15 protein-coding genes and 1 pseudogene are annotated in these 18172 nt (G+C 59.2%); 15 read left to right on the top strand and 1 reads right to left on the bottom strand.

The features are described 5' to 3' along the window. Positions 1-75 precede the first annotated feature (75 nt). Together GKC28_RS19460 and GKC28_RS19465 are read left to right on the top strand one after the other, a co-directional pair. Positions 76-654 carry a TRAP transporter small permease gene (locus GKC28_RS19460; protein WP_174148660.1) on the top strand — a complete coding sequence of 193 codons (579 nt, stop codon included), beginning with the start codon at positions 76-78 and terminating at the stop codon, positions 652-654. After that, positions 651-1943, top strand: coding sequence for a TRAP transporter large permease (locus GKC28_RS19465; RefSeq protein ID WP_174148661.1), 1293 nt, complete (start codon positions 651-653; stop codon positions 1941-1943). Before GKC28_RS19460 ends, GKC28_RS19465 begins: the two co-directional genes overlap by 4 nt. A 471-nt stretch (positions 1944-2414) precedes the next feature. On the opposite strand, the gene GKC28_RS19470 is transcribed toward GKC28_RS19465, so the two are convergent. Further along, a complete protein-coding gene (locus tag GKC28_RS19470; RefSeq protein ID WP_368041150.1) occupies positions 2415-2957 on the bottom strand; it encodes a cupin domain-containing protein in 543 nt (180 codons plus the stop codon). A 177-nt stretch (positions 2958-3134) separates the two neighbouring features. On the opposite strand from GKC28_RS19470, the gene GKC28_RS19475 reads away from it, so the two are divergent. From GKC28_RS19475 to iolC, 13 genes and pseudogenes are all read left to right on the top strand, one after another. Then, positions 3135-4421, top strand: coding sequence for a 4-aminobutyrate--2-oxoglutarate transaminase (locus GKC28_RS19475; RefSeq protein WP_174148663.1), 1287 nt, complete (start codon positions 3135-3137; stop codon positions 4419-4421). Next, entirely contained in the window at positions 4421-5896 is a 1476-nt protein-coding gene (locus tag GKC28_RS19480; RefSeq protein ID WP_174148664.1) for an NAD-dependent succinate-semialdehyde dehydrogenase, read from the top strand. The genes GKC28_RS19475 and GKC28_RS19480 overlap by 1 nt, the downstream gene beginning before the upstream one ends. Positions 5897-5981: 85 nt before the next feature. Further along, a complete protein-coding gene (locus tag GKC28_RS19485; RefSeq protein ID WP_174148665.1) occupies positions 5982-7391 on the top strand; it encodes a Glu/Leu/Phe/Val dehydrogenase in 1410 nt (469 codons plus the stop codon). Between the two features lie 250 nt (positions 7392-7641). Next, positions 7642-7869: pseudogene (locus GKC28_RS19490) on the top strand (transposase); the annotation flags it as partial. 238 nt (positions 7870-8107) lie between these two features. Continuing rightward, complete coding sequence (locus GKC28_RS19495) at positions 8108-9151, top strand: LacI family DNA-binding transcriptional regulator (protein ID WP_254604319.1); 1044 nt, start codon at positions 8108-8110, stop codon at positions 9149-9151. A 240-nt stretch (positions 9152-9391) separates the two neighbouring features. Continuing rightward, entirely contained in the window at positions 9392-10336 is a 945-nt protein-coding gene (locus tag GKC28_RS19500; protein WP_174148666.1) for a substrate-binding domain-containing protein, read from the top strand. 107 nt (positions 10337-10443) lie between these two features. Next, on the top strand, positions 10444-11520 hold the full coding sequence (locus tag GKC28_RS19505) for an ABC transporter permease (protein ID WP_174148667.1): 1077 nt from the start codon (positions 10444-10446) through the stop codon (positions 11518-11520). Between the two features lie 11 nt (positions 11521-11531). Then, positions 11532-12365, top strand: a complete 834-nt coding sequence (locus tag GKC28_RS19510) for an ATP-binding cassette domain-containing protein (protein ID WP_174148668.1) — start codon at positions 11532-11534, stop codon at positions 12363-12365. 27 nt (positions 12366-12392) lie between these two features. Then, the gene (locus GKC28_RS19515) at positions 12393-13304 is read left to right on the top strand and encodes a sugar ABC transporter substrate-binding protein (RefSeq protein WP_254604320.1); all 912 of its coding nucleotides are present in this window, start codon (positions 12393-12395) and stop codon (positions 13302-13304) included. A gap of 135 nt (positions 13305-13439) precedes the next feature. Beyond that, the gene (locus GKC28_RS19520; RefSeq protein ID WP_174148670.1) at positions 13440-14339 is read left to right on the top strand and encodes a sugar phosphate isomerase/epimerase family protein; all 900 of its coding nucleotides are present in this window, start codon (positions 13440-13442) and stop codon (positions 14337-14339) included. Between the two features lie 10 nt (positions 14340-14349). Next, positions 14350-15357 carry a Gfo/Idh/MocA family protein gene (locus tag GKC28_RS19525; protein WP_174148671.1) on the top strand — a complete coding sequence of 336 codons (1008 nt, stop codon included), beginning with the start codon at positions 14350-14352 and terminating at the stop codon, positions 15355-15357. Between the two features lie 12 nt (positions 15358-15369). Then, positions 15370-16173 carry a TIM barrel protein gene (locus GKC28_RS19530; RefSeq protein WP_174148672.1) on the top strand — a complete coding sequence of 268 codons (804 nt, stop codon included), beginning with the start codon at positions 15370-15372 and terminating at the stop codon, positions 16171-16173. A gap of 84 nt (positions 16174-16257) precedes the next feature. Then, positions 16258-18165 (top strand): 5-dehydro-2-deoxygluconokinase, encoded by a 1908-nt coding sequence (iolC, locus tag GKC28_RS19535; RefSeq protein WP_174148673.1) that lies wholly within the window; start codon positions 16258-16260, stop codon positions 18163-18165. Positions 18166-18172 lie beyond the last annotated feature (7 nt).

An 18172-nucleotide genomic window follows, 5' to 3' on the forward strand; every position in this document is an offset into this window, starting at 1 on the left:
ATCACGTCGAAAATTTGAGAGGGGCCGCAACGGCGGCCCCTCAATAATAATAACCGTTTTGGAGAACAGGGACGAATGGCACACATTACCGATATTTTACCCAAAACCGTTGGAATTCCGCTTCGGGGATCCTTGCGACTGATGCGCTGGATCGTGATTTTCAGCGGCTTTCTGATGTCGGTCACCTTTTTTCTGGTGGTGATCATCCGTTATGGCTTCAACGGTGACCTGTTCGCCTATGAGGAATGGCTGCTGGCGGTCTGTTTCTGGGGCTTTTTTGCGGGGTCCGCCCTGGCCTCGGAACGTGGCCACCATATCAATGCCGATATTCTCGGCATTATCATCAAGGACCCAAGACTGCGCCGGTGGCGGCGCCTGATCGTGCTGACCATCGAGTTTCTGGTGACTGCGGCGATCCTTTACTGGGGCTACTTGATGCTGGCGGAAGAGGTGGCAAAATACCCGATCTGGAAGACCACACCGGCCCTGAAGATCCCGTATTTCGCCTGGCGGCTGTCCATCTTCCTGGGCTTCTTCTTCATGACGGTATTCGCGGCGGCCTACCTTTACGCTCATATCCGTGGCGTTGAAGTCGAATTCGGAGATGACATTGAAATCGAAAATAAAAACAACGAAGGGAAGGCAGGCCAATGATCATTGCAGGCAGTCTGATCATCATCTGCGGCATGTTGCTGCTGGGTGTGAGCGTATATGTCGCGTTCGGGGCGGTGCTTCTGTTCCTGGCGACCATGGGTGGGCATGATGTCACTGGCTATCTGCCGTCGGGATCAACGAAACTGCGTTCGCTCGTTCTTCTTGCCATTCCGCTGTTCATGATCGCCGGTACGGTGATGGAGCGCGGCAAAATCGCCGCTCCGCTGGTCGGTCTGGCCGAGCTGTTCATTGGCCACCTAAAAGGCGGTCTGAGTGCGGCGACGGTTCTGGCCTGTGGTGTTTTCGGATCGATCTCCGGCGCCGCCAACGCAACGCTGACCTGTATCGGCAGTATCATGATGCCGCATCTGAGAGCCGCGAATTACCCCGCAGGTCAATCGGCTGCGCTGATCGTCTGTGCCAGCCCATTGGGCCTGCTGATTCCGCCAAGCGCCAACCACATCCTTTATGGCTGGGTTGCGCAGCAATCGGTGCTGAAGTGTTTCCTGTCGACAGTCATTCCAGCCATCATTCTGATCACCCTGCTGATCGTGGTGAACCAGTTCATGCTGCGCAAGAATGACGACATCAAGCTGATGGACCGGCCGGAAAACTTCAAGCTGGCCTTTCGCCAGAAGACAACGCTGGCGTTTCCGGCGCTGCTGATGCCGCTGATTATCCTGGGCGGCATCTATGGGGGCATCATGACCCCGACCGAAGCGGCGGGTGTTGCGGTTGTCTACGCCATTCCGGTTGCAATCTATGTCTATCGCGGTCTGACCTGGCGCACGCTGCTTGATGCACTGACCGATGCAGGTGTGATCATCGGTGTGGTCATGGTGATGATCTTCATGGTGCTGATCGTCAGCAAGTTCCTGATTTTCGAAGACATCCCCTATATTGCCAAGGATCTGGTCTACTCGGTGTCGGAAAACCCGATCGTCATCCTGCTGATGGTCAACCTGGTGATGATCCTGATCGGCATGTTGATGGACGATATCAGCGGGTTGCTGCTGTCGACACCGATCCTGCTGCCGATTGTGACCGGTGTCGGCATGGACCCGATCCATTTCGCTGCTGTTCTGGGGGTCAATCTGGGCATGGCAAACATCACTCCGCCGACAGCACCGCTGCTGTATCTGGGTGCGAAGATCACCAAGACGCCGGTTTCCAGCATGTTGCTGCCGACGCTGACTTTCATCATCTTCGCATGGTTGCCGACCCTGGCGCTGACAACCTTTGTTCCCCAGATCTCGCTGTGGCTGCCGGAGCTGCTGCTGGGCAACTGATCCGGAAGAGCTTGCGCCGGGTCATCTATTCCAGCGGCTCAAAAACAAGAAAGGCCGGACCCTTGCAGGTCCGGCCTTTTTTCTAACCATTCAAATCAGCACTTGTTAGGTACCCTGGGAAATCCTCAGAGAACGTGCGCAACTGCCAACGTGAAGATCAAAGCGGCTCCGGTCACCACCGACAAGGTGAGTTCGACAGATTTTTTGATGTCGTTGCTCATTTCTTTGCTCCTAGTCGCAAGGTCTGTTCCATAGACTCTGCACTGTTCAGTTCGATGCTGTGGCTGACGCTCTGGGGTCTAACATCCCTACGGCAATCGGCTCATTTGCAGTCGAGCACATCCGTGTTCGATAAATCCGCAGATATGCCTGTAGAGCGCCTAAAAAAAGAGCTGTTTATGCATGACAGGCATGCGAAGTCCGCATGGGTCTGCTTCTTATTAACTTATTAATAATAATTGGGTTTTTCGGTCAGAATGTTGGCGGCGTACAAGCGCTGATGATCACACATTCTTCCGATCCGACCTGCCGGAACCGGTGCGGGGTGCGACTGTCGAAATAATAGGCATCGCCGGGGCCCAGGATCTTGCGTTGTTCACCCACGGTAACCTCGACGCGACCGGCGATTACGATACCGCCTTCTTCTGCGTCATGCCCGTACATCACCCGTCCGGTATCGGCGCCGGCCTGATAAGTCTCTTTCAGGATCATCATCGCGCGGCCAAACGGGTTGGTGCCCACCTGCTGCAATGAAACGCCACCCTTGCCGATCTCGGTCAATTCCTCGGCAGCATAGAACACGGTTTTTTCCGGCTCGGGTTCGTAAACAAAGAATTCCGACAGCTTGACCGGGATGCCCTTGAGGATTCTTTTGAGCGCCCCAACCGATGGATTCACCTGACCGGATTCGATCAGGGAAATCGTCGAATTGGTGACACCGGCACGCTTTGCCAGAGCCCGTTGCGACAGTCCCGCGCCGACACGAAAACTACGTAAACGCTGGCCGAGTTCCAGATCTTCGGGCGTCGTGTTTGTCATGTTCAATATACCGAAAACACTTCTCTTAAAGCATTATATTACAATTGCTTGCGGCCATCAAGAAACAGACTGTTTGGCGTTTTCAAAACAATCTAGGCTCCGCCAGAATCCATCCACCGGCCCATTGGGCCGCGCCATGAGAAAGGAAACACCATGTCGAATTCAGCGATTGCAGAGCGGCGTAACGAGGCCATTTCGCAAGGTGTGGGGATGCAGACCCAGATCTATGTGGAACGCGCCAAGAATGCCGAGGTCTGGGATGTCGAGGGCAAGCGCTATATCGACTTTGCCGCCGGTATCGCGGTGGTGAACACCGGCCATTGCCACCCGCGCGTGATGGAAGCGGTTCAGAAACAGGCCGCCCAGTTTACCCATACCTGTCACCAGGTGCTGCCATATGAAAACTATATCCATCTGGCCGAGCGGCTGAACGCCAAGCTGCCGGGTGATTTCGCCAAGAAAACCGTCTTTGTCACCACTGGCGCCGAAGCGGTTGAAAACGCGGTTAAAATTGCCCGTGCGGCGACCGGGCGCCCGGCGGTGATTGCCTTTGGTGGCGGTTTCCATGGCCGTACCTTCATGGGCATGTCGCTGACCGGCAAGGTCGCGCCCTACAAGCAAGGCTTCGGTGCGATGATGCCGGACACCTATCACGTGCCCTTCCCGGTAGAACTGCATGGCACCAGCGTGACAGACTCGCTTGCTGCGCTTGAAAAGCTGTTCAAGGCCGATCTCGACCCCGAGCGTGTCGCCGCCATCATCATCGAACCGGTCCAGGGCGAAGGCGGGTTCTATCAGGCCCCGGCCGAGCTGATGCATGCCCTGCGTGCGCTGTGCGACACGCATGGAATCGTCATGATCGCCGACGAGGTACAGACCGGTTTCGCACGGACCGGCAAGCTGTTCGCGATGGAACACTATGACGTGGCCGCCGATATCACCACCATGGCCAAGGGTCTGGCTGGTGGCCTGCCGCTGGCCGCTGTCACCGGCCGCGCCGAGCTGATGGATGCCGCCCTGCCGGGTGGTCTGGGGGGCACCTATGGAGGCAACCCGCTGGGCATTGCCGCGGCTCATGCGGTGCTCGATGCAATCGAGGAAGAAAAGCTTTGCGAGCGCGCCAATGAACTGGGCGAACGGTTGAAATCGCAACTGTCAGAGATCCGCAACCGCGTGCCCGAGATCGCGGATATCCGCGGCCCCGGTTTCATGATCGCTGCTGAGTTCAATACGACCGATGGTACCCCCAATCCCGAGCTTGCCAATGCGATCAGGGCCAAGGCGTTGAGCCGTGGTTTGGTGCTGCTGACCTGCGGTGTCTACGGCAATGTCATTCGCTTCCTCGCCCCGTTGACTGTCGAAGACGCGGTGTTCAATGAGGCGATGACCATCCTCGAAGCCTCGATCGACGCTGTGATCAGCTTGAAAGGAGCCGCCTGATGCAGGATGCGAATATCACCCCGTTGAAGCTGAATGATCCATCACTGCTTGAAACCCGCGCCTATGTGAGCGGTGCCTGGGTTGAACGTGAAAAGACCTTTCCGGTTTACAACCCGGCAACAGGCGATCTGATGGCCAAGGTGGCCGACATGGATGTGGACGACGCCGCCACAGCCATCGACGCCGCCCATGCAGCCAAGGCCGACTGGGCAACCTGGACCGGAAAGGAACGCGCCGCCGTTCTGCGCAAATGGTTCGATCTGATGGTGGAAAATACCGACGATCTGGCAACGATCCTGACCGCGGAGATGGGCAAGCCCTGGCCCGAGGCACGCGGCGAAATCCTTTACGGCGCCTCGTTCATCGAATGGTTCGCCGAAGAGGCAAAGCGCGTCTATGGCGACGTGATCCCCGGCCATCAGCGCGACAAGCGTATCGTGGTGCTGAAACAGCCCGTTGGCGTGGTCGGCTCGATCACGCCGTGGAACTTTCCCAACGCGATGATCGCTCGCAAGGTCGGCCCGGCTCTGGCGGTGGGTTGCACGTTCGTGGCCCGTCCCGCGACGCTGACCCCGCTGTCGGCGCTGGCCATGGCGGTTCTTGGTGAACGCGCCGGTATTCCGGCAGGCGTTTTCAACGTGATCCCCGGCACCGACAGTTCCGGTGTGGGTAACGAGCTTTGCACCAATGACAAGGTGGCGAAGATCACCTTCACCGGGTCGACCCGGGTTGGCCAGATCCTGATGGGGCAGGCTGCGAGCACCATCAAGAAGATGTCGCTGGAGCTGGGCGGCAACGCACCCTTCATCGTGTTCGACGATGCCGATGTCGATGCAGCGGTCGAAGGGGCGATGATCGCCAAGTACCGCAACAACGGCCAGACTTGCGTTTGCGCAAACCGGATCTATGTGCAGGCGGGTGTTTACGATGAGTTTGCCGCCAAGCTGAAGGAAAAGACCCGGGCGCTGAAGATCGGCAACGGCTTTGAGGACGGTGTCACCACCGGCCCGCTGATCGACGAGGGTGCGGTGGCCAAGGTCGAATCCCATATCTCGGACGCGGTGGCCAAGGGCGCCGAGGTGATCGAGGGCGGCAACCGTTCGAACTTGGGCGGTACCTTTTTCCAGCCGACGGTTCTGACCGGCGTCACCCGTGACATGCAGGTGGCCCGCGAAGAAACCTTTGGACCGGTGGCCCCCCTGTTCAAGTTCGAGGACGAGGCGGATGTGGTGGCGATGGCCAATGACAGCGAGTTTGGTCTTGCCGCCTATTTCTACAGCCGCGATCTGTCCCGGGTCTGGCGCGTGGCCGAGGCACTGGAAAGCGGCATGGTCGGTATCAACACCGGACTGATCTCGACCGAGGTGGCGCCGTTCGGCGGCATCAAGCAATCGGGCCTGGGCCGAGAAGGTTCGAAATACGGCACCGAGGACTTCCTGGAAGTCAAATATCTTTGCATGGGCGAAATCAACTGAGCCACATGCATCAGGGCCGCCCGACCTCTCCCGTCAGTCGGGCGGCCCACCTTTTCCTTTCAAAACCCGATCAAGGAGTACGGCAATGCCGACCGGTCAAACCTTTCTGGAGGACGTCAACCAGATGTTCCACCAGGCCGCCAACCTCATTTCCATGGAAGAAGGGCTGGCGAACAAGATCTGCGTCTGCAATGCTAGCTATGTCACCCGTTTCGGGGTTCGTCTGCGTGGCAAGATGCACACGTTCGAAGGTTGGCGTTCGGTGCATTCGAACCATCCCAGCCCCGCAAAAGGCGGCATCCGCTATGCGCCTTACGCCAATCTAGACGAGGTCGAGGCGCTGGCCGCCCTGATGACCTACAAATGCGCGCTGATGGACATTCCGTTCGGAGGTTMCAAGGGCGCATTGAAGGTCAACCCGGCAGAATGGGAGCAACACGAACTGGAACGGATCACCCGCCGATTCGCGCAGGAACTGGCCCGGCACGATTTCCTCAGCCCCAGCCAGAACGTGCCGGCCCCTGATGTCGGCACCAATGAGACCACAATGATCTGGATGGCGGATGAATATCGCCGGATAAAACCGAACGAGATCAACGCCACCGCCTGCGTAACCGGCAAGCCGCTGGCGATGGGCGGAATTGAAGGCCGGGTCGAAGCGACCGGCCGGGGTGTTCAATACGCCATTCAGGAATTCTTTCGCAATCCGCAGGACCTAGCGCGCACAGGGCTGCCGGCCTCACTGGCCGGGCGCAGTGTGATCGTGCAGGGTCTGGGCAATGTGGGCTATCATGCCGCCAAGTTCCTCAGCCAGGAAGATGGCTGCCTGATCACCGCGGTGGCGGAACGCGACGGGGTGATCCGCAATGCCTACGGCTTGGATATCGAAACGCTGAAAGCCCACATCGTCGCGACCGGCGGCGTCGCGGGGTTTGCAGGCGGGGAATACGATCCCGACAGCTTAGGCGCACTGACCGACCCCTGCGACATCCTGATCCCGGCTGCGCTGGAAGGTGTGATCAACCGCGACAACGTGGCCGCCGTGAAGACGCCACTGATCGTCGAGGCTGCAAATGGACCGGTCACTTATGAGGCCAATCAGGTTCTGCTGGACCGCGGCACCGTCATCATCCCGGATCTCTTTGCCAATGCCGGCGGGGTGACGGTCAGCTATTTCGAATGGGTCAAGAACCTGACGCACATTCCCTTTGGCTTGATGGAGCGCCGTCGCAACGAGCGCGGTCACCGGGTGCTGGCGCAGTCCATCGAATACATGACCGGCACCCGGTTCCCTGAAGAAAGCGCGCAGGAATTCATGGGTGGCGCGCGGGAAATCGATCTGGTGCGTTCGGGGCTCGACGACAAGATGCGCTCGGCCTATGCTGAGATGTCGTATATCTGGAACAACGATCCGAACGTGCGCGACCTGCGCACGGCCGGATACTTGATCGCCGTCCGCCGCCTAGCCGATATCTACAAGGCTTTAGGGATTTGAGACTGGCGGCCTGGGAGTGAGGTCGTGATGTCATCCCCAAAACGCCCTCAAGTTTGGCTAGAGTTTTCCGCGACGAAACCTTGGCGCTGACGTCAGACACCCGGTGGAACAGTGTCCCAACGGTTGGTGTAATTTCCGCCGGTAGCACGGGCCGCTTGGCGGCCACGGTTGTTCTTCGGATAAGGTTTGGTTTGCTTACTGACCTATGACCGAGGAGAACAATCGTGGCCAATGGCAGCCTGCCAGACACCGCTGTAATGGTTGCCGGGCCAGAACCTGGGAGACGCGTGCCGGGAGGGTCGGCACGAAGATCCTCAAACTGCGCAAGGGCACCTACTTCCCTAAGTACCTTGAGCCCCGCAGGGCAGCGGAGAAAGCGATGACGGCCGTCATTCAGGAGGCCTGTGTCCAAGGTCTCTCGACACGTTCTGTGGACGATCTGGTCAAGGCGATGGGTATGACCGGCGTGTCGAAGAGCTAGGTCAGCCGTCTGTGCGGCGAGATCTACGAAAGGGTCGACGCGTTCGAACCGCGCCATTTCCCCCAACCAAAATGATGCAAATCGTGTGTGATTAAAGTGTCTAGACCTCATGAAGGGTTAAAGAGAGGTATCTCCCGGTCGAGGGATGCGTGGAAACCCATCACAGAAACAGCATTGCGCCCATTTCCAATGACGCCTTTTCTTGCAATACTACATCATAGGAAACTGGATACGGATGACCTTCCTGATGAAACGCCCTACGATTTCAGACATTGCCAAGGCGGCAGGCGTTAGCACGGCTACGGTAGATCGCGTCCTTAGCGGGCGCGTGAGAGTGCGCGAAGAGACCGCGCGTCGCGTGCAAACCGCTGCAGAGACCATCGGTTACCATGGCGCCAACGCGATCCGGCAGCGAGTCATGCGCGATCTTCCAGAATTGCGCCTTGGAATCATCCTTCAGAAAGAGCGGCACATTTTCTATCAAGAGGTCCGGCGCGAGTTCGAAGCCCAAGCCAGGGCAGTCATATCGCGAAACATAAAGCTAGACATTCAGTTCGCGACATCGACAAGTCCCGAAGAAGTGTCCGCGCTGGTATTGAGTATGAAGGGAAGGGTCGATGCTGTCGCGGCGACGGGGATCGACCATCACGAGGTGACCGCTGCCGTAACGGAGTTGCGCAAGGCAGGAATCCCCACGTTTTCGCTTCTGTCGGATTTCGCACAAGGTGTTCGGGAAAGCTATTTCGGCCTGAATAATCTGCGCGTGGGACGCACTGCCGGGTGGTTCATCTCAAAGGTCGCACCACGTCCCGGCAAGGTCGGAATCTTCGTCGGCGCCCACCGATACCACGGTCACGAACTGCGAGAAACGGGCCTACGCAGCTATTTTCGGGAATATGCTCCGGAATTTCAGCTGCTCGATGCGCAAGTTAACCTCGAGACCCGGGCATTGACATATGAGGCTACGAGCGAACTGTTGCACAGGTTTCCCGACCTGGTTGGTCTATACGTCGCGGGAGGTGGGATGGAGGGGGCCATCAAGGCCTTCGAGGAGATGCGAGAGCCCGAAAGCTGCGCCTTGTTGGTAAACGAGTTGACACCCGAATCGGAAACGGCGCTCCAGAAACGGATGGTTTCCATCGTCTTCGGCACCCCGCTCAGGCAACTCGTGAGCGAGTTGCTGGCTCTGGCTGCAAGTACGTTCGACAATGGATTCGCCGAAACCCCGGGCCAGCGCTTTTTCCAACCACTGATCTACACACCCGAATCCCTCTCCTGATGCAATCACATCATTTACATCACGAATCCATCACAGATGATGTAAGCAGGCGCTCTTTCTAATTGACCTAAGGGCGGCGTGGGGATGTAAACTTCAGCAGGCACGAGAAAAGCCTGCTGCGTCTGAGCCAAAGCTCACATTTTTTGCGACCGCCCCCCAAAAGGCAGCGGTCGCGGCCGAGTGATCGGTCAGGCGCGATTCTAGCCGCACCAATCGGTCAAAAAAGTGGAGGAGAAACTCATGAAGAAATTCCTGATCACGACGGCCATTGCCGCATCCATGGCGGGTTCGGTTTCAGCCGAAACCATTGGCGTGTCGATGGCGCTGTTTGACGACAACTTCCTGACCGTTCTGCGCAACGGCATGATCGAACAGGCCGAAGCGATGGATGGCGTGGACATCCAGGTTGAGGATGCGCTGAACGATGTTGGCAAGCAGCTTGACCAGATCAACAACTTCATCGCCTCGGGTGTCGATGCGATCATCGTCAACCCGGTCGACACTTCGGCCACTCAAGCGATGTCCGATGCCGCCGCCGCCGCGGGCGTGCCGTTGGTCTATGTCAACCGTCAGCCGGTCAACGTCGACACCCTGCCGGACAACCAGGCGTTCGTCGCCTCGGATGAGCGCGAATCCGGCACGCTCGAGACAATCGAGATCTGCGACATCCTGGCTGAACAAGGCACTAACCCTGCGCGCGTCTACGTGATGATGGGCGAGCTGTCGAACCAGGCCGCCGTGCAACGGACTCAGGACATCGACGATGTCATCGCCAATGGTCAATGCGCCGTGGAGATCGAGGAAATCGACCGCCAGACTGCCAACTGGTCGCGCGATGAGGCCCAGGACCTAATGACCAACTGGCTGTCGACGGGTGAGCCCTTTAACGCCCTGATCGCCAACAATGACGAAATGGCCATCGGCGCGATCCAGGCGATGAAAGCAGCGGGCGTCAGCATGGACGATGTGGTTGTGGGCGGCATCGACGCCACCCAGGATGCTCTGTTGGCCATGGCGGCAGGCGACCTGGATGTGACCGTGTTCCAGGATGCCGCCGGTCAGGGTGCAGGAGCGCTTGACGCGGCGCTCAAGCTGGCTGSGGGCGAGGACGTGGATCAGAAGGTCTATGTGCCCTTTCAACTCGTCACACCCGAGAACATGGCTGACTATACGACCAAAAACTGATCGAAAGATCACCATGAAAACGAGCGATGGCGCAGGCGAGCGCCATCGCAATCCAAGGTTCCCCCGCGACTGGGGTTGAGCCACGTCGTGGAGGAGGACACCCAAGAATGGCTGACCAATCACATGGAATTGGCGGACTGACGTTCGATACGTCCAAGCGCAGCCTGCCACCCGAAGCCGGGGTCGCAATTGCCCTTGTGCTGATCGTCGTCGTCTTTGAACTGCTTGGCAGGTTCCTGATGAACGACAGTTTCCTGTTCAATACCCGCGAAAACGTTGACGGGTTGTTCAACGTCGCGCGGCTCAAGATCATCATCCTTCAGGTGTCCATCATCGGGATCATTGCGCTGGGGGTGACCCAAGTGATCATCACCGGCGGGATCGACCTGTCCTCGGGTTCGGTCGTAGGTGGCACCGCGATGATCGCCATGAGTTTCGCCCAGGTGGGCGAGATCAACGGCCTCGAGAACACCCGTGCAGTATTCATTGAACAAGGCCTGGTGGACATGCCCGTGCTGTTGCCTATCCTTGTTGGTCTGGCCTGYGGCTTGATTGCCGGGACGATCAACGGCCTTCTGATCGCCTATACCGGCATCCCGCCCTTCATCGCCACCCTTGGCATGATGGTCTCGGCGCGCGGTGTGGCCAAATGGTGGACCGCTGGTCAGCCGGTGTCTTTCCCGACGGAAAGCTATGCCGCGATCGGCGGCGGCATGATGCCGGTCTTCATTTTCATCTTCCTCGCAATCCTTTTCCACCTGATCCTGCGGCACACAGTCTACGGTAAGCACACCTATGCCATTGGCTCGAGCGAGGCTGCCGCGCGGATGTCGGGGATCAAGGTCGCCCGCCACAAGGTCATGGTCTACGCGATCGCTGGCCTCTTGGCCGGGGTTGCGGCGCTGGTGCTCAGCTCCAAGAACCTGACGGCGCAGGCCGGCATGGGCCTAATGTATGAACTCGACGCTATTGCCATGGCCGTAATCGGGGGCATCTCGCTCCAGGGGGGACGTGGGTCGATCCTAGGCACGGTGCTCGGCGCGCTGATCTTCGGCGTGATTATCTCCGGGTTCACGTTCCTGCGGCTCGACGCCTACTACCAAGAGATGGTCAAGGGCGCGATCATCGTCGGAGCCGTGGTGCTCGACCAGTGGCGGCAGCGTCGTGCCGCAGCCAGTACGTGAGGGAGGACATCATGGCAAGCGATATCCAGACAAACATCTCGGGGGCAGACGCGCCGCATTCGGACACTCCCGCAGGCGACGTGATCTTGCGGACAGAGGGGCTGACTAAACACTACGGTGGCGTCCACGCCCTCGTCGATTGCAACTTCGAGATCCGTAAGGGCGAGCACGTTGCCATCATGGGCGACAACGGCGCTGGAAAATCGACATTCGTCCGCCAGATCACCGCGGTCGAGCAGCGCACTGCTGGCAAAATCTGGTTCGACGGCAAATATGTCGATTTCGAGGGCCCGCTTGAGGCGCGTGAAGCCGGGATCGAGACCGTCTTCCAGACTCTCGCCCTGGCAGACCACCTGGACGTGCCAGACAACCTGTTCCTCGGGCGCGAAAAGACACGCTGGGATTGGCTCGGCCCGTTCCGGGTGCTCGACTACAAGGCCATGCGCGAAGCGACATTGGCCGGACTGGAAAAGACGGGCGTGAAGATCCCCAACATTGGCAACACCATCCAGAACATGTCAGGTGGCCAGCGCCAGTGTGTCGCCATCGCACGAACCGCCACTTTCCACTCCAAGCTGACCATCATGGACGAACCCACGGCGGCGCTTGGCGTGCAGGAAACCGCGCAAGTGGAGAACATCATCCGCACGCTGAAAGAGCAGGGCGAGCCGCTGATCCTGATCAGCCACAACATGCGTCAGGTGATGGATCTCTGTGACCGTATCGTGGTGTGGCGCCGGGGCAGAGTGGTCGCCAACCTGCGCAAGGAGGAGACCGACGGTCAGGACGTTGTCGCCTACATCACCGGCGCCAAGACACAGCCAGAGTTTGAAACAGTAGCCTAGGAGGACAAGATGAGGAAATCTCTACCGATGACGGCCCTTCTGGCCTTGGCAATGCTGGCGGGTGAAGCCCTTGCAGAGACCCGGGTGGCGGTGTCCATGACAGCCTTTGACAACCCTTTCCTGACTATCATTCGCGACGCGATCGGCGCCGAAGCCGATCGAGCCGGTGATATCGAGGTTGTATTCGAAGACGCGCAACTCGACGTCGCGCGGCAATTGGATCAGGTAAACAACTTCATCGCCGACGGATATGATGCAATGGTCGTGAATCCTGTCGACGGGAATGCCACAACTGCCATCACCCAGGCAGCCACCGCAGCAGGCATTCCGCTGGTTTACGTCAATCACCCGCCAGGCGATGTGGATCGTCTGCCCGAAGGTGTCAGTTTCGTCGGCTCGAACGAGGTGGATAGTGGCACCATGCAAACCCAGCAGGTTTGCGAACTGCTTGGCGGCAAAGGCAATGTCCTAGTGATGATGGGGCCGTTGGAAAACCACGCCGCGATCATTCGAACCAAGGACATTCACGATGTCATCGCCACGTCAGGCTGCTCGGGCATGACCGTTGTCGAGGAACAGACTGCCAACTGGAGTCGCGCCGAAGCGCAGGATCTGATGACCAACTGGCTGACTGCGGGTGTGCAATTCGATGCAGTTATCGCCAACAATGACGAGATGGCCATTGGTGCGATCCTGGCGATGAAGGCTGCGGGGACGAGTATGGAGGATGTTGTCGTAGCGGGCATCGACGCGACGCCCGACGGGTTGGCGGCGCTGGCTTCCGGGGATCTCGATGTCACAGTCTACCAGAACGCGGCGAAACAGGGCCAAGTGGCATTGCAAACGGCGGTTTCGATGGCGGGCGGAACCCCAGCGGAGCGCAACATCTGGATCCCGTTCGAGCCGGTAACCCGGGAAAACATGGCTGAATATCGATAACCTGACCGCGCGGGCATAGGCGCCAGCACCGACCTATCCCAGAGGCCCAATACGAACAGAAAGAATCCGCGGTAGCGGCACGGTTTCGCTGTGCCTGTCGCCAGGGAAATCCGAATCCATCCGAAGGAGCATATCATGAAAATCACCCTCGACCCGTTTATGCATCGCCACCTCTCGCTCGAAGAGCTGCCGTCGAAAGTCAAAGAGCTTGGCTATGATTGGATCGAACTTTCTCCTCGCGGGGATTTCCTTGAATGGTTCAAAGCACCGCGCGTCTTTCCGGATCGTATCAAGAGCTTCAAGAAGGCGCTCAAGGATGCCGATGTTGGCGTTGCCACTCTCTTGCCGATGTATCGCTGGGCCAGCAATGACGAGGAAGAACGCAAGGCGGCCGTCAAACACTGGAAGCGCGCCATCGAAATCGCGGTCGAGTTGGAAGTGGACACGATGAACTCTGAGTTCGGCCGTGGCCCGCATCCCGACAAGGGCACCTGCTATTGCTGCCATACCGGCTCGATGATCGAGGCCTGCGAGGACGCCTGGTGGCGGTCCATGGAGGAACTAGTTCCGGTCTTTGAGAAGGAGGGCATCCAGCTCAACATCGAGCCGCACCCCGAGGACTGGGTTGAGACGCTGCAGCCCTCGGTTGACCTGATCCGCACAGTGAACTCGAAGAACGTGCGCTTCCTATACTGCACGCCGCACACCTTCTATTTCGGTGACGACACCGTCGCGATGCTGCGCGAATGCGCCGATGTGCTGGCCCATGTCCATATCGCCGACACGTTCAMCCACAAAGCCAGTTCCGGCCTACGATACATCATCAATCCCCCGGGCTCGTCGGCGCGGGTGCACCAGCACCTGAATATCGGCCAGGGCGAAGTGCCTTGGGACGACTTCTACCGCACACTGGCCGAAATCGGTTTCGACGGCATCATGACCGCCTGCGTCTTTGCCTGGGAAGAAAAGGCTGACGAGAGCGGCAAGTTCATGCGCGCTGAAATGCAGCGCTATGTCGACAAATATTTCAAGTGAGGAACCTCAAATGACAGTCAAGATCGGTGTTATTGGCACCGGCATGATCGGCACCGATCATACCCGGCGCATTCAGGATGTGCTTACCGGTGCCGAGGTAGTCGCGCTGAGCGACTACCTGCCCGAGAACGCGGAGAAGCTGAGGGCCACGCACGCCCGGAGGGCCGAGGTCTTTGCCAAGGGTGAAGATCTTATAGCTTCGGACAACGTCGACGCGGTTCTGGTCTGCTCCACCGGGTCGACACACGAGGAATACGTGCTTGCCGCCATCGCCGCCGGAAAGCCGGTATTCTGCGAAAAACCGCTGGCGACCACCGCCGAAGGGGCAAAGCGCATCGTCGATGCCGAAGCGCTAGGCGGAAAGCGGCTGGTTCAGGTCGGCTTCATGCGGCGCTTCGATCAGGGCTACAACATGCTCAAGCGCACCATGGAGGAGGAACTGGGTACGCCGCTGATGATCCACTCGGCCCATCGCAACCCGGCGGTGCCGGAGCAGTACGTCACACCGATGGCGATTCACGACACCTTCATCCACGAGATCGACACCTTCCGCTGGCTGCTGGACGACGATTTCGTGTCCGCACAGGTCGTCTTCCCGCGCAAGACGAAACACGCCCATGAAAAGGTCGCGGATCCTCAGATCGTGCTGCTTGAAACGACCAAGGGGGTCCGCATCGACTGCGAAATTTTCGTCAATTGCCGCTACGGCTACGACATCCAGTGCCAGATCGTTGGCGAGGAGGGGGTTGCCAACCTGCCGGAGCCCATGGCGATTACGACCCGTAAGGAGGCCCGGCTGTCAAACGCGATCCTTACCGACTGGAAGGACCGGTTCAAGACCGCCTTCGATGCCGAGTTGCAGGACTTCATCGACCGCGTGCCCAGTGGCAGCACCGGCGGCCCGTCTGCCTGGGATGGGTATGTCGCCGCGATTTCCTCGGATGCCTGCGTCGAGGCACAGGAAACCGGAAAGATCATCGAGATTTCCCTGCCGGTTCGCCCGGCGCTTTATGACTGAAGGGACAGAAAGATGGATTTTGCTATCAACCACATCTCCGCACCGAAGCTGTCGGTTCAGGACTTTTTCGCGATGGTGCGCCGTATCGGTGCCGACAAAGTCGAAATCCGCAACGACATTCCAGATGTCATGAACACGGTTCCCGCGGCAGACGTAAAGGCGGCTGCTGCGGCAGCAGGTGTGACGATCCTCTCGATCAACGCGCTATATCCCTTCAATGTCTGGTCCGGCGACCTTCCGGACCGGGCCGTGGCGATGGCCGATTATGCCCGCGACTGCGGCGCAACGGCGCTGGTGATGTGCCCTCTCAACGATGGCAATGCCGTAGCGCAGGAGGATCTGGTCGGAGCGCTCACGAACATGGCGCCGATCCTGCGCGAACGTGGGCTGATGGGACTTGTCGAACCGCTGGGCTTCCCGATTTCGTCCATGCGCACCAAGGCCGAAGCCATCTCTGCCATCAAGGCCGCTGGTGGCGAAGATGYCTACAAGCTCATGCATGACACCTTCCACCACCACCTTGCGGGCGAGGCCGAAATCTTCCCGGAATGGACCGGCCTTGTCCACATCTCGGGCGTGACCGATCCGGACGTGCCCGTGGACGGCATGCTGGATGCGCACAGGGTGCTGGTCGACGAACAGGACCGGCTGGGGAACCTCCCACAGATCCGCGCACTTCTCGACGCGGGGTACGATGGACCGTTTTCCTTCGAGCCCTTCGCGGAAGAAGTTCACGCCCTGGCCGACCCCGAGGCGGCCTTGCGCGAGAGCATGGCCTATCTCGCCGAACGCGCAAACCAGGAGATCCCGGCCTGACCGGGAAGGGGCCGGGCGCCGCACTCTCCTCCCCTTGCGATGCCCGGCCTGAAATCACTGCCGCCGAACAAAGGAAACAAGGAAATGAAAACCCTTGATGTAATCACAATGGGCCGCGCGGGCGTGGACTTTTACGGCACGCAGATCGGCGGGCGGCTCGAGGATATGGGATCCTTCGACAAGTATATCGGCGGTTCCCCCACCAATATGGCCTGTGGCACAGCTCGGCTGGGCCTGAAATCGGCGCTGTTGAGCCGCGTGGGCGACGAGCACATGGGCCGCTTCATCCGCGAAGAGCTCATCCGGCACGGCGTCAATGTAGACGGGGTCAGAACAGATCCCGACCGGCTGACCGCCCTGGTCATCCTCGGCATCCGCGACCAGGAACAGTTCCCGCTGATCTTCTACCGCGAGAACTGCGCCGACATGGCGCTGTGTGAGGACGATGTTGACGAGGGTTTCATCGCTTCCGCCCGCTCGGTCGTGGCCACCGGGACGCATCTGTCGCATGCCACGCCGCGTGCGGCGCTGCTCAAGGCGCTGAAACTGGCGAAAAAGCACGGTGCGAAGACTGCCCTCGACATCGACTACCGCCCGAATCTGTGGGGCGTTCTGGGCCATGGCGAGGGTGAAAGCCGTTTTGCCGAAAGTGCCGAGGTGACGGCAAGCCTGCAGGAAACGCTCGGCCAATTCGACCTGATCGTCGGCACGGAGGAAGAGTTTCACATCGCGGGAGGCAGCACCGACACTATCGAAGCGTTGCGTGCCGTGCGCGCCATCAGCGGTGCAACGCTGGTCTGCAAACGTGGGCCGATGGGGGCAACAGCCTTCGAAGGGCCGATCCCCGACAGCCTCGACGACGGGCAAACCGGCCAGGGCTTCCCGATCGAGGTTTTCAACGTGTTGGGAGCAGGTGATGGTTTCATGTCCGGCCTCCTGAAGGGCTGGCTGGATGGCGAAGATTGGCCGACCGCACTGAAATATGCCAACGCCTGCGGGGCTTTTGCCGTGTCGCGCCACGGCTGCACGCCAGCCTATCCGTCCTGGGAGGAGTTGCAGTTCTTCTTTGAAAGAGGGATCAAGCGGCCGGATTTGCGCAATGACGCGGAGTTGGAGCAGGTCCATTGGGCGACCAACCGCCACGGCGATTGGTCATCGGTAAGGACATTCGCCTTTGACCACCGGCTCCAACTGGAAGAGATGGACGGCTACTCGTTCGAAAAAGGAGGGGCCTTCAAAGATCTCTGTCTTGAGGCGGCGCTGAGGGTCCAGAACGGTCAGCCGGGCTATGGGATCCTATGTGACAATCGTATCGGGCGGAGCACGCTCTTTAAGACCGCTGGTACTGGCCTCTGGGTCGGGCGTCCTGTGGAGTGGCCAGGGTCACGCCCCCTGAAACTGGAACCCGAATTGGGAGCAGATATCGGTGGCCTTGCCCAGTGGCCGCGTGACCATGTGGTCAAATGCCTTTGCTTCCCTCATCCTGATGACGATGACGCGATGTGGGACGCTCAGATCCAGACAATTCGTCGGCTTTTTGCCGCATGCCGACGCCACCATCTGGAATTCTTGCTGGAGATCATTCCCTCAAAACTGGGTGTGGTCGATGATGAAACCAACGCCACCCTCATCCAGCGGGTCTATGATGCGGGCATCTTTCCCGATTGGTGGAAGCTGGAACCGTTCAAGACCGAGGCTGCATGGGCGAATGCAGTGCAGGCGATCGAGCTGAACGACCCGCGCACACGCGGAATCGTGGTGCTGGGCCTCGATGCGCCCGAAGATGAACTTGCCGCCAGCTTCGCACTGGCTGCCACACAACCGTTGGTGAAAGGCTTTGCTGTCGGCCGCACGATTTTCGGCGATGCTGCGCGGGCCTGGCTCAAGGGCGAGATGACCGACGCAGCGGCGGTGGACCAGATGGCCACCCGCTACACCCGGCTTTGCGAGATCTGGGACAAGGCCCGGATCGACGCCCGGCTCAATGCTTGAAGGATTG

It is taken from the genome of Leisingera sp. ANG59 (assembly GCF_013317235.1).
Taxonomy (GTDB): domain Bacteria; phylum Pseudomonadota; class Alphaproteobacteria; order Rhodobacterales; family Rhodobacteraceae; genus Leisingera.